The following is an 18,273-nucleotide window of genomic DNA, read 5'->3' as shown; positions in this document are numbered from 1 at the left end:
TTTTTACTGTTCAAATACTTTTTTCACTTTTTCAATGGCCCAGTCGAGCTCTTCCTTTGTAATGACGAGTGGTGGGGCAAAGCGGATGACTGTATCATGCGTTTCTTTACATAATAGCCCTTCTTGTTGTAGTTTTTCGCAATATGGGCGAGCTGGGACGTGTAATTCAACGCCGATAAACAACCCTCTGCCGCGCACTTCTTTAATATCTGGATGGTTGATTTCGCGCAATTTTTCTTGGAAATATTGACCGAGCTCAAACGAGCGCTCTGGCAATTTTTCTTCTACGATGACATCAAGCGCAGCGATCGAAACGGCGCAAGCAAGCGGGTTACCACCGAATGTCGATCCGTGTGAGCCAGGATTAAATACGCCAAGAATGTCGCGGTTTGCGGCTACGCATGAAATTGGGAATACGCCGCCACCGAGCGCTTTACCGAGAATGTACATATCTGGCTCGACTTCTTCCCAATCGCACGCAAACATTTTACCGGAGCGGCCAAGCCCTGATTGAATTTCGTCCGCGATATATAAAACGTTATGTTGTTTACATACGTCGTATGCCGCTTTTAAAAATCCTTCTGGCGGAATGTTAATGCCTGCTTCCCCTTGAATTGGTTCGAAAATAAACGCTGCTGTATTTGGTGTAATGGCTTGTTTGAGCGCTTCGACATCGCCGAACGGAATGACTTTAATGCCCGGAAGCATCGGACCGAATCCGCGTTTATATTCTGGGTTCGATGACATCGATACAGCTGTCATCGTCCGACCGTGGAAGTTATCTTCACAAACGATAATTTCCGCTTGATCAGCAGGAACGCCTTTCACGTCATACGCCCAGCGTCGCGCCGCTTTGACGGCTGTTTCGACCGCTTCCGCTCCTGTGTTCATCGGTAAAACCATCTCTTTGTTCGTTAATTTTGCCACTTTTTCATACCATGGACCGAGTTGATCGTTATGAAATGCTCGTGATGTTAATGTAATTTTATTTGCTTGTTCAATAAGCGCTTGAACGATGCGCGGATGGCGATGTCCTTGGTTGACCGCTGAGTAAGCGCTTAACATATCCATATAACGATTACCTTCTGGATCTTCTACCCATACACCTTCGCCTTTTGATAAGACGACTGGAAGTGGATGATAGTTATTTGCGCCGTATTTTTCTGTTAGCTCGATGATTTGTGTTGTTTTCACGTCAATCCCTCCTATTTCGATCGTCACATATATAACATACTTGAAGTGCATATAGAAAGTAAATAGAAAAGGAGAGCGTTTTCTTTTTCAATTCATATACAGACGTGCTATCATAGGCATATATCAAATAAAGAAAGGAGCATAGTTATGACACATGCGCATATTACAACGTGGGTCGTTGCGCTTATTTTATTTGTCGTTGCAATTACGTTTCAAGCGAAAGGACATGAAAAAACAAAAATGTTGCACATGTTGTTGCGCTTATTTTATATTTTGATCATTGCGACAGGTGCGTGGATTTTACATAGCATGTCCTCATTTCCGTTTTTGTATATCGTCAAAGTGATTGTCGGTTTATGGGTCATCGGAACGATGGAAATGATTCTCGTTCGGACAGCCAAAGGAAAAAATACGAACGTGCTTTGGCTTCAGTTCATTATTGCGTTTGTCGTTGTGTTATATCTTGGATTTAAATTGCCGTTCGGTTTTTCATTCTTTTCGTAAAGTTGGCATATTCGCCAACTTTTATCTTTTTCTACCATATGGAAATGTGCTATAATGATAATTGATTGATAATTCTAAAAATACAAAGAGAAAGAAAGAGTGGGAAAAAAGGGGATGAAATTATTTCAAACGGTTTGCAACACGTTTGCGGATTGGGAACGATGGGTGAGCGACTATCGTTTATATGAGTACGACCAGCTAGCGATTTTTGTTTCTTCGCTTTCCCCTTCGTTTCGGATGCAAGTCGAACAATACGTACAGCATCATTTGCCCCAAGCGCAGCTTTTTCCGATGATTGGGGATGCATCGGAGCAAGCAGTCATTTGTGCCCTCGTTGTTGACGATTGTCGAGCCGATATGGACGAGATGCGTCAAAAAATGAAGCTATCGGAACAATATTACCGCTCTTTATTCGAACATAATCCAGATATTGTATATTCCACCGATTTAGAAGGCAATTTTACAAGCGTCAATCCTGCGTTTGAACGAGTGTTTGGGTATAAGGCAGAAGAAATTTTGCATACAAACTCGCTTCACTACATTAAAAAAGAAGATATTCCGCGCGTGCGCCGCTATTTTTATCGTGCGCTAAAAGGGAAAGTGCAACAATACAATTTAGAAATCCCAGCGAAATCAGGAGAAGTGTATTTATTCCAAATTAAAAACGTCCCGATTATCGTAGACGGGGAAAAGGTTGGTATTTACGGCATTGGGCGTGACATTACTGAACAAAAGCGAGCAGAAGAACATATGAAATATATCGCCTATCACGATATCGACACGGGGCTGCCGAATCGGTTGCAATTTACAAATATAGTGAAAAACGCAATTGAAAAGGCGAAAGAAAAAGGGGATACACTTGCCGTCTTGTTTATTGATATGGATCGATTTAAAATTGTAAACGATACAATCGGTCATTACGGAGGAGATGAAATATTAAAGCAAATGGCCGAGCGAATAAAAAACATATTGCCATCCGGTGCGCATTTCGGGCGTTTCGGAGGGGATAAGTTTAGCCTACTGCTAACGAAACGAACAGATGCTCATACGGTTATTGAATGGACGAAGAAGTTGCTCCAACAAATTGCTTTACCGATTGTATATGAAGAAAAAGAGTTTTTTTTAACGGCAAGCGTCGGTGTTAGCTTTTATCCAACGGATGGTGTAGATGCACATTCGCTCTTAAAAAATGCCGATACAGCAGTCAATCGCGCGAAACAAAACGGTGGCAACAATGTGAAATTGTACGCGACAAAAATGAATGAACAAGTGATGTATCGCGTCGAGCTTGAGCGATATTTACGAAAAGCGCTCGAAAAAAATGAATGTTTTCTTGTTTATCAACCGCTTCTCGATTTAATGTCTGGAAAAATCATTGGCAGCGAAGCGTTGTTACGTTGGAAACATCCGAAAATCGGCCTTGTTTCTCCGCTTGAGTTTATTCCGATTGCAGAAGAAATTGGTTTCATTCACGATCTTGGGCGCTGGGTGTTAAAAGAAGCATGCATGCAAACGAAAAAATGGCACGATCTCGGTTTTGGTTCGTTAATGATTTCTGTCAACGTGTCTGCTGCCCAATTTCAACATCCGACATTTTTTGAAGATGTGGAACAAGCGCTTAAGCAATCGAAACTGCCCGCGCATTGTTTACATTTAGAATTAACAGAAAGTTCCATGTTGCGTAACATGTATTACAGCATCCACGTCATGAAAAAACTGCAACAGCTCGGTGTTCATGTGTCGATTGATGATTTTGGCACAGGCTATTCATCGCTTAGCTACTTAAAAGATTTGCCGATTAACACGTTAAAAATTGACCGATCGTTTATTTATCAGCTTCATAAAGATCGTTCGGACATTGCGATCGTCAAATCGATTATTACGATGGGGCACGGTTTGCGCTTAAAAGTTGTCGCAGAAGGCGTTGAAACGGCTGAGCAAATCAAATTGTTGAAACGATTAAAATGTCATTATGCGCAAGGATACGCGATTTTCAAGCCGCTTCCTGCGGAACAATTTGAAAAACAAGTGTTGCAAGGAAGCGAATCCATCATTCAATGATCGAGTTGTACGCCAATCATTTTTTTTCCCGTTTGCAATGTCAGTTCGAAACGATGTTCGTTTCCATCAAAATAATGTTGCACGTTGCACATATCCAATGAGTTATCAAACATTAAAAAATTTACGCCGCTTTCGGAAAATAGCATATAATTGTAACAATACAAACAGTCATATACGGAAAAATGCCACTCGTTAATTAAGTGAATAAAATGAAAAAACGCGTGATCGGGTAGCTGAGCAAGCCATTGTTCGTATGCGTGCGACAACGGTTTCATGTAGCGAAGACGGTCACCGTTTTTTAATGCATAACGTTCTGATATATATATGTCTCCATGTTCTCCGAGCCATCCCTTGATCCATTGACCAAAGCGAAACAATTCTACTTCTTCAGGTAAACTTGTTAATTCATGCGCATCGTCATCTTCATCAAAAAATATCCATTCCCCATTTACTTGTTCAACAACACCGTATATGTAAGCTCGTTTTTGTGCGCGCAATGTTGTAAGGCGATCCATTTGCTCCACTCCTTTCGAATCAATTCCCTTCGTACGCCATTATAGACAACTCATCATTTATATAAACGATGCATAAAATAAAAGCATGCTTCATACTTGTTCACAACAGAAGGGAATGATTGACGTGTGCGGAATTACCGGATGGGTTCATTTTGGGCGTCATTTACGTCAAGAGAAAGAAACAGTGCTCATGATGGCTAATACGCTCTCTTACCGAGGGCCCGATGATACGAATGTATGGCTTGATGACCATGTTGCCTTTGGACATAAGCGTCTTGTCGTTGTCGATCCGGCAGGTGGTGTACAGCCGATGACGCGAACGAAAAACGGCTATGTTTATACGATTTGTTATAATGGTGAGCTGTATAATACGGAAGATATTCGTAAGCAGTTATTGAAAAAAGGGTATACGTTCCAAGGGCATTCCGATACAGAAGTGTTGCTTACGGCATATATGGAATGGCGTGAACAATGTGTCGACTATTTAAATGGTATTTTCGCGTTTGCGGTGTGGGATGGTGAACGAAAACAGTTGTTTTTAGCACGCGATCGTTTAGGAGTCAAACCGCTCTTTTATCGATATGAACAAAGGGAGTTTTTATTCGCTTCAGAAATTAAAGCGATTTTGGCTCATCCAAACGTTCGTGCCGAAATTGATCGCGAAAGTTTATGCGAAATTTTAGCGCTCGGCCCTTCACGTACGCCTGGACATGGCGTATTTCGAACGATTCATGAACTGCGACCAGCGCATGCGATGATCGTTGCCGAGCGTGGCGTCCGTCAATGGCGTTATTGGAACGTCAAAAGTGCCCCACACGTTCATTCGTTTGATGAAACGGTAGAGCATATTCGAACGTTGCTGATCGATGCGATTACACGCCAACTCGTTTCAGACGTTCCGGTGTGTACGTTTTTATCAGGTGGGGTGGATTCGAGCGCGATTACGGCGATTGCAGCGAAGGCGTTTGAACGTGAAGGGAAAGCTCCTCTTCATACGTATTCCATTGATTACGAAGAAAATGAACAATATTTTACAGCGAACGCCTTTCAACCGAACAGCGACGGACCGTGGATTAAACAAATGTCAGATGCATTCCAAACCGTTCATCATACGTGCGTCATTTCTCAACAACAATTAGCCGATGATTTAAAAGCGGCAGTCGTTGCCCGTGATTTGCCGGGGATGGCGGATATTGATTCATCGCTCCTTTGGTTTTGCCGTCAAATTAAGCAACAGTTTGTTGTTAGTTTGTCAGGTGAATGTGCCGACGAAATTTTTGGAGGTTATCCATGGTTCCATAGAAAAGAAGATTTTGAGCGAGACGGATTTCCGTGGATGCGGTCGTTAGATGAACGGTTCGATCTTTTAAGTGAAACGTGGCGTGAAAAACTTCCGCTTCATGAGTATGCCGATATGCGTTATAAAGAAACGCTTCGTGAAGTTCCTCACGCAGACGGAGAAAGCGCCGAAGAAGCGCGCCGCCGTGAATTGTTTTATTTAAATATGATTTGGTTTATGACGACGTTGTTAGATCGGAAAGACCGCATGAGCATGGCTGCCAGCTTAGAAGTACGCGTACCGTTTGCGGATCATCGCCTCGTTGAGTATGTATGGAACATTCCGTGGGAGATGAAAATGCACAACAATCGTGAAAAAGGAATTTTACGCAAAGCGTTTGAAGGTATTTTACCAAATGACGTATTGTATCGGAAAAAAAGTCCGTATCCGAAAACACATCATCCACGTTATACGGACATCGTGGCTGAACGGCTAGAGACGATTTTAACGAATCGCTCGTCCGTTTTATATGAATTGTTTGATCGAAAGAAGTTAAAGGAATTAGTGGAAACGAAAGGGCAATCGTTTCGCATTCCATGGTTTGGTCAGCTTATGTCTGGCCCGCAGCTGTTAGCGTATTTCATTCAATTTCACGAATGGTTTGAGCATTATAACATTCGGTTAACAGACAGCTAAAAAAACGGCTGTCTTTTTTCTTTCCTGTTTTTCATTTATCTTGTATAATATTTGTATAACTTTTGTTTAATTAGGAGTGGATAGTGTGAAAAAAATCGTTGTCGTCGGAGCGGGACCTGGCGGGCTTGCTGCCGCGATGTTGCTGGCGGCGAAAGGATATGATGTCACTGTATTTGAAAAACAACCGTACGTAGGAGGACGAAATGGACGATTCGAGCTCGGTGAATACCGCTTTGATATCGGTCCGACATTTTTAAGCATGCCTCATATTATTGAAGAGTTATTTGCAGCAGCAGGAAGAAACATACATGACTATGTCCAACTTGTCGAATTAGATCCGATGTACGAACTCGTTTTCAATGATGTAAAGTTAGCGATGACGATGAATCGGAAAAAAATGAAAGAACAAATTGCGGCACAATTTCCTGGGAACGAAGACGGTTATGACCGGTTTATGAATGAAAACGAACGGAAGTTGCAGGCGCTCGCACCGATTTTACAAAGTAAAATGGACCGACTGTACCACTATTTGCGTCCGACCGTGTTGAAAGCATTGCCGCAGCTGACGTTGTCACAATCGCTATACGACATATTAAGCCGATATTTTAATGATGAGCGTCTTCGGTTAGCATTTACGTTTCAAGCGAAATATTTAGGCATGTCCCCGTGGGAATGTCCAGGTGCGTTTTCCATTTTATCTTACATGGAACATGCATACGGCATTTATCACGTCATCGGCGGGTTAAATGAAATTCCAAAAGCGATGGCGCGCATCGTTGAAGAATATGGAGGAAGCGTGCATGTGAATACAGGAGTGCGAAAGCTTTGGCTTGATGGCACGACTGTGAAAGGGGTCATATTAGAAAATGGTGAAAAAGTGTCGGCTGATGAAGTGATTATTAATGCCGATTTTGCCCATGCGATGACGAATCTCGTCGATGACGGTGTATTAAAAAAATATCGCAAAGAAAAATTGCAAAAAAAGAAATATTCATGTTCGACGTTTATGATGTACGTCGGGATAAACAAGCCGGTTGATCTTGCTCATCATACAATTATATTTGCGGACGATTATAAGCGAAACGTCGATGAAATTACGAAAGAAAAAACGATTCCACACGATCCGTCCATTTACGTGCAACATGCTGCTATAACTGATGCGACGGTTGCACCGAAAGGAAAAAGTGCCCTTTACATTTTAGCACCTGTGCCGAACAATACGAGCGGAATTGATTGGGAAAAAGAGAAAGGACCGTTTCGCCAAAAACTATGGGATACGCTCGCGAAAAAGTTAGGATGGGGACGTATGGAACAACATATTGAATATGAAAAAATCATTACCCCGCACGATTGGGAGCATGACATATTCGTTTACGAAGGGGCGACGTTTAACTTAGGGCATCAGTTATCACAAATGATGGTGTTTCGTCCACATAACGAATTTGAAGAGTTGCAACATTGTTGGCTTGTCGGTGGCGGGACGCATCCGGGAAGCGGATTGCCGACGATTTTTGAATCGGCTCGCATTACCGCAAACGGTATATTACAAGCTCATCGTCAGCCGCTCATTCCTGTTGGTGATTTGCCAAAGCGGAGGGAAGCGTAATGAACATTGCCATTGTCGGTGGCGGAATTGGCGGCATAATGACGGCGCTATTGCTGGCAAAGAGCGGCGCGCATGTGACTATTTTTGAGAAAAACGACCGACTTGGTGGGCGTCTTTCGTTTATTGAGCGAGAAGGGTTTCGCATTGACGCCGGTCCAACGATCGTATTGTTGCCAGAAAAATTGCGTGACTTTCTTGCCGACGTTGGCGTAACGGAAGATGAATACGAGCTTGTTCGCTGTGATCCGATGTATACGATTCATTTTGCGGACGGCATATCGTATACAAAATATGCGGAAGAAGAAAGACAAGTAGAAGAAATTGCTCGTCTGTTTCCTGGGGAAGAAAAAGGATTTCAACGTTTTATGAATGAGATGAGGGAATATTTTACTAAAGGTGATGAGCTCATTTTAACGAAGTCATTTATAAAGAAACAAACGTTTTTTACGAAAGAGACGATATCGCTTTTTTCACGCATGCGCGCCTATCAATCTGTGAAAACGAGCATGAGTCGTTATTTTCACGACGAACGGTTGCAGCTTGCTTACTCGTTACAAACGTTATATATTGGTGGAAATCCGTACACAACGCCATCGCTTTATTCGCTCGTTTCGTTTAGCGAGCATGCGCACGGCGTGTATTACGTAAAAGGAGGGTATGCAAGTCTCGTTTCTTTACTTACAAGAAAGCTAGAAGAAGCAGGAGTTAACGTTCGATTGCAAACGGAAGTGGAACGGTACGAAGTGAACGGTTCAAAAATAGAAGCGCTTTATGCCCAAGGGGAAATGCACTGTTTCGATGCAGTTGTTATGAATACAGATGAACCGACGATGATGACGAACAAACGAACGTGGACTCCTTCATCGAGCTGCGTGTTGCTTTATATCGGACTTAGCCGCACATACGATGCACCGATTCATCAATTTTTTTTACCGCCTAATTTTAAACAACATATGGACGACGTCTTTGTTCGAAAAGTTGTCCCGAAAGACCCGTCATTTTATACGTTTTATCCGTCAGCGGTCGATCGTTCGTTAGCACCTGAAGGGAAAAGCGTGTTATATGTATTGATTCCTGTGCCGAGTGGGCGCCATATTGATTGGACAATACAACAACATTGGATTTCTCGCATCGTTGATGAAGTGGAGAAACGGGCGTTTCCAAACTTGAAGAAGGAAATGGAATGGATGCATGTTCGTACGCCGCTTGATGCGCACAACGAAGGATTGTATGATGGAGGGATGTTCGGGATCGCCCCGACGTTATTTCAATCGGGTCCATTTCGCCCACAAGTGAAGTCGACACGTTATGAAAACGTGTATCGTGTTGGAGCATCTGTTCATCCCGGTGGAGGGGTACCAGTTGTCATGCAAGGGGCAAAGTTATGTGCACAACAAATATCGCATGATTGGAGTGGATAATGATGAATATCAGGCAAGCGTATGCGCAATGTGAAGCGGTAACAGCATATCATTCAAAAACGTTTTATCGTGCGTTTTCCCTTCTTCCGTATGATGATCGTCAAGCCATTTGGGCCATTTATGCGTTTTGTCGCCGCGTCGATGATATTGTGGATGAAGGAAAACAGCCACATCAAGAACTGCAACAGTTTGAAAAACAATGGGAATCGTTTTTAGCAGGACATACCGATGATGACTTTATGTGGATCGCGCTTCGCGATGTCTTTTCGCGCTATGATATGGACGCTGAACCGTTTTCGCATATGATTGAAGGGCAAAAAATGGATTTAACCGTTCATCGTTATGATACGTTTTCACAGTTGCTTCGCTATTGTTATTGTGTGGCAAGTACAGTCGGCTTAATGTTATTGCCGATTTTAGCGCCCCATCGCCGTGAACAGTTAAAAGAAAGTGCCATCGCGCTTGGAGAAGCGATGCAGTTGACGAACATTTTGCGCGATGTCGGTGAAGATATGATGCGCGGTCGCGTGTATTTGCCGCGCGAATGGATGAACATGTATGGAGTGAGTGAACAACAGATTGCTTTCGGTCAAGTGACGAGCTCATTTATTGATTTATGGGAGCATATCGCACAAGAGGCGGAAAATAGATATGCGGAGGCAGAAAAAATGTTTTCTCTTTATCCACTGTCTGCCCGTTTTGCTGTAAAAGGAGCGGCGCTTATGTATAAAAGCATTTTACATGTTGTTCGTGAGCAACAATATGACGTATTTACGAAGCGAGCGTTCGTGTCGGAAGAAAGAAAAAAAGCGTTATTGCAACAAATGGGAGGCGAAAACGTTGAAGTGGGGTGATCGTTTATACCGCCTTTTTCTCATTTGGTATGGATGTGGACTTGTGCTCGTCGGTTTTCATCTTTTGCCGCCGTGGTTAGAATGGGCAAATGTTGTCTTTTTAATGCTCGCAGGAATGATTGGCGCATTATTTTTAATCGAAAGATACGGTCAACGGGGGATCATCGCAACGATTGCGATCTTCATTGGTACAATGGCGGTGGAGTATGTTGGAGCGACGTATAGTGTTATTTTTGGTTCATACCATTATACGAGTCAATTTGGGGTGACCATATTTGGGGTTCCGATAGCGATCGGCTTTGCTTGGCTTGCGGTGATCGGTTGTACGCATGCGCTCGCATTACGTTTCGTATCGCCAACAAGGCCGTTTGTTACTTCTGCTGTTGGTGCGTCATTAGCGGTTGTATTAGATGTAGTTATTGACCCGGTTGCCTATGTTGCAAAGCAATATTGGATTTGGGAAGAGACGAGCGTATATTATAACGTTCCGCTTGAAAATTTTGTCGGTTGGTTTGTCGTGGCGTTCGTCATTCATCGGTTATTGCTCATTTTTTCAGCGCGTGAAGGAAGTTCGGATCGACGAGCGATTTCTCTTTTTTTCCTTCTTGAAGCCATGTTTTTATTTCTTGCTTTACTAGAACAATTGTATGGTGCTTTCCTGCTTGGGTTATCGCTTACTACGTTTATTTTTTGGAAATGGAGACGGTCGGCATGATTGAAGCGAAAAAAAGTCGTATGTTTGAATGGATGTTTTCCCTTTACAACACATGGTTGTTGCGTACATCGTTTCATCGTCTATACGTACGCGGACACGTCGTGCGAACGCCTGCGTTATATGTGGCGAATCATAGCTCATGGTGGGATGGGCTCATTGCGTTTCAATTGAGTCGTTTTGTGTTTCAACAAAATAGTTATGCGATGATGAGCGAAGAAGGGTTAAAACAATATCCGTTTTTTCGTAAGCTTGGCGGTTTTTCGATCAACCGCACGCAACGAAAAGGGATGATGAGGTCGCTAGATTATGCTGTTTCATTATTGCGCGATGGAAAAAGCGTTTGGGTGTTTCCACAAGGGGAAGAACAACATATTGAAAAACGTCCGCTTCAGTTTTTTACAGGAGCTATATATGTAGCCGAACGAGCGAACGTGCCCATCATACCGCTTGCGTTTTACCATAGTTTTCGTCATCATCGGAAGCCGGAATGGTTTATTCATATTGGCGAGCCGTTATATATTTGTAATCTTTCAGGGAGCAACCGAAAAGAAAAAACGATTGAGCTCGAACGTATTTGCACTGCACAACTCGATGATGTAAGGCGCTTAGTCATGACCGAACAGCTTCAGCCGTTTACGCCTTGGAACGGAGGGACGTTATGATCGTTTTGTGGGCAAGTTTTTTTATTTGGACGGTTTTTAATTCGTTGTTTCTTATTTCTCTTCCGAAACGCCCGCAAATCGCTGCGCGACCGCTTGTGAGCGTGCTCGTTCCACTCCGCAATGAAGAGCGAAATGTCGTACGTCTCGTGCGCTCGTTAAAACAGTTGACGTATGAGTCAGTCGAATTTTTGCTTCTTGATGACCAATCGACCGATTGTACGTATGAGTTATTGTTGAAAGAAACGAAAGGGGACAATCGTTTTCAAATATGGAAAGGGAAGCCTCTTGCAGATGGTTGGGTAGGGAAAGTGCATGCGTGCCATCAACTGGCGAAACAGGCGAAAGGGGCGTATTTGTTTTTTATTGATGCGGATGTCGAGCTAAAGCCTGCGGTTATTGAAAAATTGTTGGCGGTCTTAATGGCGTATGATGCAAAACTAGTGACGGGCTTTCCGTCGTTTCAGCCATCGTCCCTCCCACTGATCGGCAAATGGCTCGTGCCGTTGCAACATTTTTTTATTTTATTTCATTTGCCGTTATATTTAGCGAATTATACGCGTATGCGTTCCGCGACAGCGGCACATGGGGCATGTTTGTTTTTTGAACGCACCGCTTATGAAGCAATCGGCGGCCATGCGTCTGTAAAAAGTGAACTTGTTGAAGATGTAATGATCGCGCGGAAAATGAAAGAACATCGGTATCGTGTTATCGTTGCGAACGTAAGCACGGATGTCGTTTGTTATATGTATGAAACGAATAAAGAAGTATGGGCAGGTTTTTTGAAAAATGTATATATCGGGCTAAATCGTTCACCGTTTTTTGTTGTAATGCTTACGATGTTTTACGGCATATTTTATGTCGCGCCGCTTATCTTTGCGCCGTTGTCGTTCATGTATGGGGCAGCGTACGCCGTGCCGCTTGCGATCATTATTGCGCAAAAAGCGTACGTCGAGTGGAAGACGGAGCGTTCAATTTCGACATGTTATTGGATGCCGATAAGCGCGGCGGTGTTTATCGCGTTAATGTATGCGTCGATGCGCGCGAAACGTTATGAATGGAAAGGGAGGACGTACACGTGAAAAAAGTAGTCATTATCGGCGGTGGGCTCGGTGGATTGTCTGCCGCTGTGACGCTTGCACATCGCGGGGTTGATGTGCAGTTGTTTGAAAAAAATAGTCATTTTGGCGGGAAATTAATGCCTGTTCAACTTGGCGATTATTATTTTGATTTTGGACCGAATACGATTACGATGCCGTTTGTATTTCGGCATGTCATTGAGCAAACAGGGGCTCGTACAGAAGATTACATTACGTTTCGAAAATTGTCTGTGCATACGAAAAACGTATATGAAGACGGCACAACGTTTTTTCTTTCAAGCGATCGCGACTATATGAAACAGCAGCTTGAGCGAATGGATCACATCGGGGCATTAAAATACGACGATTTTTTACGCGAAGTGGAGAGGATGTATCAACTCGCAAAAACGTACTTTTTTCCGCGCATGTTTCGCTCTTTTGTTGATTATATGTCGCCATCGCTTGCGGTTGCTTTATTGAACGCGCGACCATTTGAAACGTTACATCATTTTTTTCAACGTTATTTTACAAATGAACATGTTATTCAAGCGTACGATCGTTACGCAACGTACATTGGTTCATCACCGTATATGTCGCCAGCGACGTTTGCGATGATCGCTTATTTAGAAATGGTTGATGGCGTATATTACGTAGAAGGTGGAAACGCCCGAATTGCTCATACGTTTGCGATGCTTGCGAAACGAGCAGGGGCAACGTTACATACGAATCGGGCGGTCAAGCGCGTCATTGTCCAAAACGGTACGGTAAAAGGAGTCGAGCTTGAAGATGGGGAAAAGGTGGAAGCAGATGTCGTCATTATGAATGCCGATTTGTTGCGGGCATATCGCGAGCTCGTTGATCCTCACGATCGTTCGTATGAACGAGCCGAGCCATCCATTTCCGCCTTTGTCATGTTAGTTGGAACGAAAGAAAAATGGGATCATTTAGCTCATCACAACGTGTTTTTCTCTCCCAATTATAAACAAGAGTTTGAACATCTATTTGCCGGACGGTATAGTGAACGTCCGACGATATACGTTTGCGCTCCGCCGTTTACGAAAGAAGGTTCGTCTTTGTTTGTGTTAGTGAATGCCCCGCCTCTTACAAAAGATGGACGTATGCAAGTGGATGAACAAGCATATAAGCAGCTCGTGTATGAAAGGCTTCGGGCATATGGGTTGGACATTGTACCAGATGTTGAACAAGTAATTACTCCGCTTCATATTGCGGAGCAGTTTGGCGCATATCGTGGGGCATTGTATGGCATGGCGTCCAATCGACGTCGCGATACGTTTTTACGTCCGTCGAACGCATGTAGGCGAGTGAAAGGATTATATTTTGTTGGCGGGACGACCCACCCGGGAGGTGGATCGCCAATGGTTGTCATTAGCGGACAAAATGTCGCTCATCATTTGCTCGGTGCTAAGCTGTCGCTTCCTTTTTGACGAACGATTTTGTGCGCCATACGTTTGATTTCCAGCGCCAATAGACGAGCAAACCGCGCAGCCATTCGTCTGCTGTAAAGGCAAGCCAGACGCCGACTAAACCGAGATCGAACGAAATGCCAAGAATATAGGCGAGCGGGACGCTTACTCCCCACATCGATGCGATACCGATGTAGACAGGAAATTTTACATCGCCGGCCGCGCGTAAAGAGTTAATGATGACGAGATTAAACGAACGCCCGGGCTCAAGAAGCATCGTAAGCAAAATGAGCGTCCCGCCTGTTTCAATCATCCGTTTGCTGCTTGTGAAAATGGAAAACAGTTGATCGGAGAAGACGGAAAACAACGCCGCAACAGCAAACGAAATGATGACAGCGAGCCGTAAGCTCCGCAAGCAACGGGTATACGCCTCATGAAACCGTTCCGCCCCAACGAGATGCCCGACGATAATTTGTGTCCCTTGCCCGATGGCGACGCTAAATAAAAAAATAAACATCATGATGTTTTGTGTATATACTCTCGTCGTTAACGCCTCTGTGCCGAGCATCGTAATGAAATAGGTGATGACAAGTTGCGACGTATTGTAAGCGACATGTTCACCTGCAGATGGAATGCCGATTTTTAATAGTTGTTTCACGTAAGCAAATGAAAACGCCTCTTTCGATAAAAGTGGGAGAGGGTGTGGGAGGCGTTTCATGATGAATAAAAATCCAACGACAAGCCCAATGATACGGCTAATCGTCGTTGACCAAGCGACCCCTTCGACACCTAAAACCGGCAAGCCAAACGGTCCGAACAACACGAAATAGTTGCCGATGATGTTTAATATGTTGACCCCAATCGTAATATTCATCATGTCGCGCGTAAAACCGTAGCTGCGCAATATAGCCCCGAGCGTCATCATGAGCGCTTGCACAAATGAAAAGCCGCCAACAATCCATAAATAAGCACGCGCATCAGCCATTAACTCGTTCGGAACGTTCATCAGTTGAAGTAGATGATCGCCCCCTATCCAAAGCCCAATACTTAATACGATGCCAAATAATACATTCGCCCAAATCGAAGCAGCTCCAATATAGGAAGCTGTTTTTTCATCGTTTGCGCCAGCATATTGCGCAATTAAAATCGATGTTCCGGTCGCAATAAAACCGAACATGACAACGACCATAAACAATAACTGATTGGCTACACCGACCGCCGCAACCGCTTCATCGGCATATTGACTGAGCATAAACGTATCCGCATTGCCCGTCAACATATGAAGCGTCAATTCAATAAAAATCGGCCAAGTGAGCGCAAATAAAGAAAGCTTTTTTGCCAAACAAGACAACCCCTTTACGATTTCCGACTTGCAAACTGTTTTTAGTTTAATGGATTGTTATAATGGAAAAAAGGGAAAAAGACGATTACTTTTGTACATTTCCGACTGAAAGGAGGGGGCTTATGTATATATCGTTTTCCGTTCCGCCGTTTCCTGTTTTTATTAAAGGGGGCGAGGCGATGTTTCGAAAAGGAATGAAACATTTTCGCCGCACGTTTTCTGTATTCGATTTTTTGTATGTGCAAAAAGGGACGCTATATATGACCGAACAAGACGAAACGTTCGTTGTCCGTGAAGGGGAATACGTCATTTTATGTCCGGGCTTTGAGCATTATGGGCATGAGCCGTGCGATGAAGATACGCATTTTATTTGGATTCATTTTTCAGTGCCAAAATATGAGCTTGTTGAAAAACAGCCGTACGGATGGGGCGATATTATTGAGAGAGAGGCTACATATGTCGATTATGCGCAATATCGCTTGTTTATCCCCCAATATGGAAAGTTGAAACAAGCGGGGATGGAGGCGATGCTTCAACACATTGTCCGCGAGCAACAAACGCCGGATCATTCGTTAACGCAACAGTTGTTATTCGCCCAATGGATCGTTCAACTGCAAAAACAAATGCTCCATATTCCGTCTGCTGCCGAGCATGTATGTGCCGCGGCGATGGAGTATATTCATCGTCATTACGGAGAGCCGTTTGACATGGAGCATCTTGCTCATGCGCTTCGCCTTCATCCAGACTACATTTCACGCTGCATGCAAAAAACGATCGGCATGAGCGCGTTGCAATATGTGCATGATTATCGGCTGAAAGTAGCAAAGAAAAAATTAGCCGCGACGAATGAGACGGTCGCGGCGATTGCAAAACAAGTCGGATTTGAAGATGGCGCGTATTTTTCGCGCGTATTTAAAAAGATGGAAGGGATGACACCAAGCGAATATCGTCGCTTTATTCAGCGGACGTAGCTTGTACGAGCAGCATTCGAAAGCCGTATGGCTCGATTGTCATCGTTTGTTCAGTCATGCATTCGTTCGTCCAAAGGTTGATGACCGTTTTGTCAGCAAGTGAAAACGGAACGGTCCATTCCAATGGGGCTTCCCCGTTGTTTAATACGCAAACAATTGTTTCGTCGTCATATGTTTTCACGTAAGCGATATGATTCGTTTCATCGTTTGTTTCTAACACATGAAACTCTCCGAAGCGCAAGGCACGATATTGTTTGCGCAATGAAATGAGCGTTTGCACGTGCGCAAATAAATCGTGGTCTTGCTTTTCCTTTTCCCATACCATACATTTTCGGCAAAGCGGGTCTTGACCGCCGGTTAAGCCGATTTCGTCTCCGTAATATATGCATGGTGATCCGCTGAAAGAAAGTTGGAACGTAAACATAAGTTTCACTTTTTCTTTTTGTTCGTCGCATTGCGTGAGAATGCGCGGCGTGTCGTGGCTGCCGAGCAAATTAAAGGCGACTTCGTTTACGTTTTGTGGATAGTTGTGCAACACGTTTACGATCGTATGGGCAAATTCGCTTGCTTTTACGTTTTCTTTCGCAAAGTAGTTGAGTGCGCCGTTTGTAAACGGATAGTTCATGACCGCATCAAATTGATCTCCTCTTAGCCACGGCATTGCATCGTGCCAAATTTCCCCGAGAATATAAACGTCCGGTTTGATCGCTTTCACCGCTTGACGAAACTCACGCCAAAATTGGTGGTCGACTTCATTCGCCACATCTAACCGCCACCCGTCAATGTCAAACTCGCGAATCCAATATGTCGCGACGTCTAATAAATATTGTTTCACTTCCGGGTTTTCGGTGTTTAATTTCGGCATTTCTGGCACAAAAGCAAACGTATCGTAATTTGGAATCGGTTCCGTTTGAAGCGGAAATTCACGAATATGGAACCAATCTTTATAGCGTGATTTTTCCCCGTTTTGTAATACGTCTTGAAACGGTGCGAAATAATAGCCGCTATGGTTAAACACGGCATCAAGCATGACGCGGATGCCTTTTTCATGGCATGCTTCAACGAGCCGTTTAAACGTTTGTTTGTCGCCAAATTGTGGGTCGATTTCGAAATAGTCGATCGTGTCGTATTTATGGTTCGACGGCGCTTTGAAAATCGGCGTAAAATAAATGCCGTTAATGCCGAGTTCGACAAGATAGTCTAATTGTTCGATAATGCCTTCGAAATCGCCGCCAAAAAAGCTCGTTGTCGTTGGTTCTACGCTTCCCCACGGCAATGTATTCGGTGGGTTTAAGCGCGGATTGCCGTTGGCGAACCGTTCAGGGAAAATTTGATACCAGACGATGTCTTTCACCCAGTTAGGCGCCTTGAACACGTCGATGCGATTTAAAAACGGAAAACAAAAATAGTATGCTATATCATCTGTCGGGGCTTTTTTATAAAAGCCTTTTTCTGTATAGACGAGCACGTTTTCCCCGTCGTGCAATTCGAATCCATAGCGCAAGCGGCGATATGGAGGTTGCAAAGCGATAAACCAATAATCAAACAAACCGTCACAACCGCTTTTTTGCATTGGTTGTTTGTCAAATTGCCATTCGTCGTCTTTCCAGACGTACGGGTCGCCAAATAACAAATATACGGCATCGACATCATCTTTTTTTGTTCGTAGACGAATATGTAGCGTTCGCTCGTCGTATGCATAAGCAAACGCATCTTTTGGACGATGGTAAATCGCTTCTTTTAACATGTTTCAAACGCTCCTTTCAACTGTAAGCGCAATCGATTGCGCTTTTTATCACATGTTTAGCTGCGCCCCCCTTTATTTTATTAAGGAAGCGGATACATTGCTTATGTCAAGCGTAAAATGAACGGATGTAAAAAGTCAACATTCATTCAAAAAAAGATGAAAAAAATAGTTGTCAAAACGGAAAATGATTGTATAATGAAGATAAA

General features: G+C 43.6%; 15 protein-coding genes. 11 read left to right on the top strand and 4 right to left on the bottom strand.

Translation table 11 applies throughout. From position 1 onward, the window contains the following. Positions 1–3 precede the first annotated feature (3 nt). Positions 4–1,245, bottom strand: coding sequence for an ornithine--oxo-acid transaminase (locus CS060_RS02610; RefSeq protein ID WP_012575742.1), 1,242 nt, complete (start codon positions 1,243–1,245; stop codon positions 4–6). 96 nt (positions 1,246–1,341) lie between these two features. On the opposite strand from CS060_RS02610, the gene CS060_RS02605 reads away from it, so the two are divergent. Beyond that, positions 1,342–1,698, top strand: coding sequence for a YisL family protein (locus tag CS060_RS02605; RefSeq protein WP_035046202.1), 357 nt, complete (start codon positions 1,342–1,344; stop codon positions 1,696–1,698). 114 nt (positions 1,699–1,812) lie between these two features. Continuing rightward, on the top strand, positions 1,813–3,759 hold the full coding sequence (locus CS060_RS02600; RefSeq protein WP_035046204.1) for a putative bifunctional diguanylate cyclase/phosphodiesterase: 1,947 nt from the start codon (positions 1,813–1,815) through the stop codon (positions 3,757–3,759). Here CS060_RS02600 and CS060_RS02595 read toward each other — a convergent pair. Then, complete coding sequence (locus CS060_RS02595) at positions 3,753–4,274, bottom strand: DUF2777 family protein (protein ID WP_099668664.1); 522 nt, start codon at positions 4,272–4,274, stop codon at positions 3,753–3,755. The genes CS060_RS02600 and CS060_RS02595 overlap by 7 nt on opposite strands. 124 nt (positions 4,275–4,398) lie before the next feature. Here CS060_RS02595 and asnB point away from each other — a divergent pair, with 124 nt between their 5' ends. The 8 genes from asnB (at position 4,399) to CS060_RS02555 (ending at position 14,028) form a co-directional block, all read left to right on the top strand. Continuing rightward, positions 4,399–6,249, top strand: a complete 1,851-nt coding sequence (asnB, locus tag CS060_RS02590; RefSeq protein ID WP_035046239.1) for an asparagine synthase (glutamine-hydrolyzing) — start codon at positions 4,399–4,401, stop codon at positions 6,247–6,249. Between the two features lie 85 nt (positions 6,250–6,334). Next, positions 6,335–7,855: a phytoene desaturase family protein gene (locus CS060_RS02585; RefSeq protein WP_035046208.1), complete on the top strand. Its 1,521-nt coding sequence runs from the start codon at positions 6,335–6,337 to the stop codon at positions 7,853–7,855. Next, positions 7,855–9,276, top strand: coding sequence for a phytoene desaturase family protein (locus CS060_RS02580; RefSeq protein WP_035046210.1), 1,422 nt, complete (start codon positions 7,855–7,857; stop codon positions 9,274–9,276). The genes CS060_RS02585 and CS060_RS02580 overlap by 1 nt, the downstream gene beginning before the upstream one ends. Positions 9,277–9,278: 2 nt before the next feature. Further along, a complete protein-coding gene (locus CS060_RS02575) occupies positions 9,279–10,130 on the top strand; it encodes a phytoene/squalene synthase family protein (RefSeq protein WP_082180234.1) in 852 nt (283 codons plus the stop codon). Then, positions 10,117–10,845, top strand: a complete 729-nt coding sequence (locus CS060_RS02570; protein WP_180271044.1) for a carotenoid biosynthesis protein — start codon at positions 10,117–10,119, stop codon at positions 10,843–10,845. The genes CS060_RS02575 and CS060_RS02570 overlap by 14 nt, the downstream gene beginning before the upstream one ends. Continuing rightward, on the top strand, positions 10,842–11,507 hold the full coding sequence (locus CS060_RS02565; RefSeq protein WP_035046212.1) for a lysophospholipid acyltransferase family protein: 666 nt from the start codon (positions 10,842–10,844) through the stop codon (positions 11,505–11,507). Before CS060_RS02570 ends, CS060_RS02565 begins: the two co-directional genes overlap by 4 nt. Then, positions 11,504–12,586, top strand: a complete 1,083-nt coding sequence (locus CS060_RS02560) for a glycosyltransferase family 2 protein (RefSeq protein WP_035046213.1) — start codon at positions 11,504–11,506, stop codon at positions 12,584–12,586. Before CS060_RS02565 ends, CS060_RS02560 begins: the two co-directional genes overlap by 4 nt. Then, the gene (locus CS060_RS02555) at positions 12,562–14,028 is read left to right on the top strand and encodes a phytoene desaturase family protein (protein WP_099668663.1); all 1,467 of its coding nucleotides are present in this window, start codon (positions 12,562–12,564) and stop codon (positions 14,026–14,028) included. Before CS060_RS02560 ends, CS060_RS02555 begins: the two co-directional genes overlap by 25 nt. Here CS060_RS02555 and CS060_RS02550 read toward each other — a convergent pair. Beyond that, entirely contained in the window at positions 14,006–15,349 is a 1,344-nt protein-coding gene (locus tag CS060_RS02550; RefSeq protein ID WP_082180235.1) for an MATE family efflux transporter, read from the bottom strand. The two genes, CS060_RS02555 and CS060_RS02550, sit on opposite strands and share 23 nt — an antisense overlap. Before the next feature lie 122 nt (positions 15,350–15,471). Here CS060_RS02550 and CS060_RS02545 point away from each other — a divergent pair, with 122 nt between their 5' ends. After that, entirely contained in the window at positions 15,472–16,320 is an 849-nt protein-coding gene (locus tag CS060_RS02545; protein ID WP_035046215.1) for a helix-turn-helix domain-containing protein, read from the top strand. Here CS060_RS02545 and CS060_RS02540 read toward each other — a convergent pair. Continuing rightward, positions 16,304–18,067 carry an alpha-glycosidase gene (locus CS060_RS02540; protein ID WP_035046216.1) on the bottom strand — a complete coding sequence of 588 codons (1,764 nt, stop codon included), beginning with the start codon at positions 18,065–18,067 and terminating at the stop codon, positions 16,304–16,306. The genes CS060_RS02545 and CS060_RS02540 overlap by 17 nt on opposite strands. Between the last annotated feature and the right edge of the window lie 206 nt (positions 18,068–18,273).

The organism is Anoxybacillus flavithermus (assembly GCF_002742685.1).
In the GTDB taxonomy this organism is placed as follows: Bacteria; Bacillota; Bacilli; order Bacillales; family Anoxybacillaceae; genus Anoxybacillus; species Anoxybacillus flavithermus_E.
The sequence above is the reverse complement of the archived record's forward strand: the minus strand, read 5'-3'. Positions and strand labels throughout refer to the sequence as shown.

Excerpts from the sequence above, each read along its gene's own strand:
- CS060_RS02610 (WP_012575742.1), bottom strand. The coding sequence starts at position 1,245 with ATGCACTTCAAGTATGTTATATATGTGACGATCGAAATAGGAGGGATT.
- CS060_RS02605 (WP_035046202.1), top strand. The coding sequence starts at position 1,342 with ATGACACATGCGCATATTACAACGTGGGTCGTTGCGCTTATTTTATTT.
- CS060_RS02600 (WP_035046204.1), top strand. The coding sequence starts at position 1,813 with ATGAAATTATTTCAAACGGTTTGCAACACGTTTGCGGATTGGGAACGA.
- CS060_RS02595 (WP_099668664.1), bottom strand. The coding sequence starts at position 4,274 with ATGGATCGCCTTACAACATTGCGCGCACAAAAACGAGCTTACATATAC.
- CS060_RS02580 (WP_035046210.1), top strand. The coding sequence starts at position 7,855 with ATGAACATTGCCATTGTCGGTGGCGGAATTGGCGGCATAATGACGGCG.
- CS060_RS02575 (WP_082180234.1), top strand. The coding sequence starts at position 9,279 with ATGAATATCAGGCAAGCGTATGCGCAATGTGAAGCGGTAACAGCATAT.
- CS060_RS02565 (WP_035046212.1), top strand. The coding sequence starts at position 10,842 with ATGATTGAAGCGAAAAAAAGTCGTATGTTTGAATGGATGTTTTCCCTT.
- CS060_RS02560 (WP_035046213.1), top strand. The coding sequence starts at position 11,504 with ATGATCGTTTTGTGGGCAAGTTTTTTTATTTGGACGGTTTTTAATTCG.
- CS060_RS02555 (WP_099668663.1), top strand. The coding sequence starts at position 12,562 with ATGGAAAGGGAGGACGTACACGTGAAAAAAGTAGTCATTATCGGCGGT.
- CS060_RS02545 (WP_035046215.1), top strand. The coding sequence starts at position 15,472 with ATGTATATATCGTTTTCCGTTCCGCCGTTTCCTGTTTTTATTAAAGGG.
- CS060_RS02540 (WP_035046216.1), bottom strand. The coding sequence starts at position 18,067 with ATGTTAAAAGAAGCGATTTACCATCGTCCAAAAGATGCGTTTGCTTAT.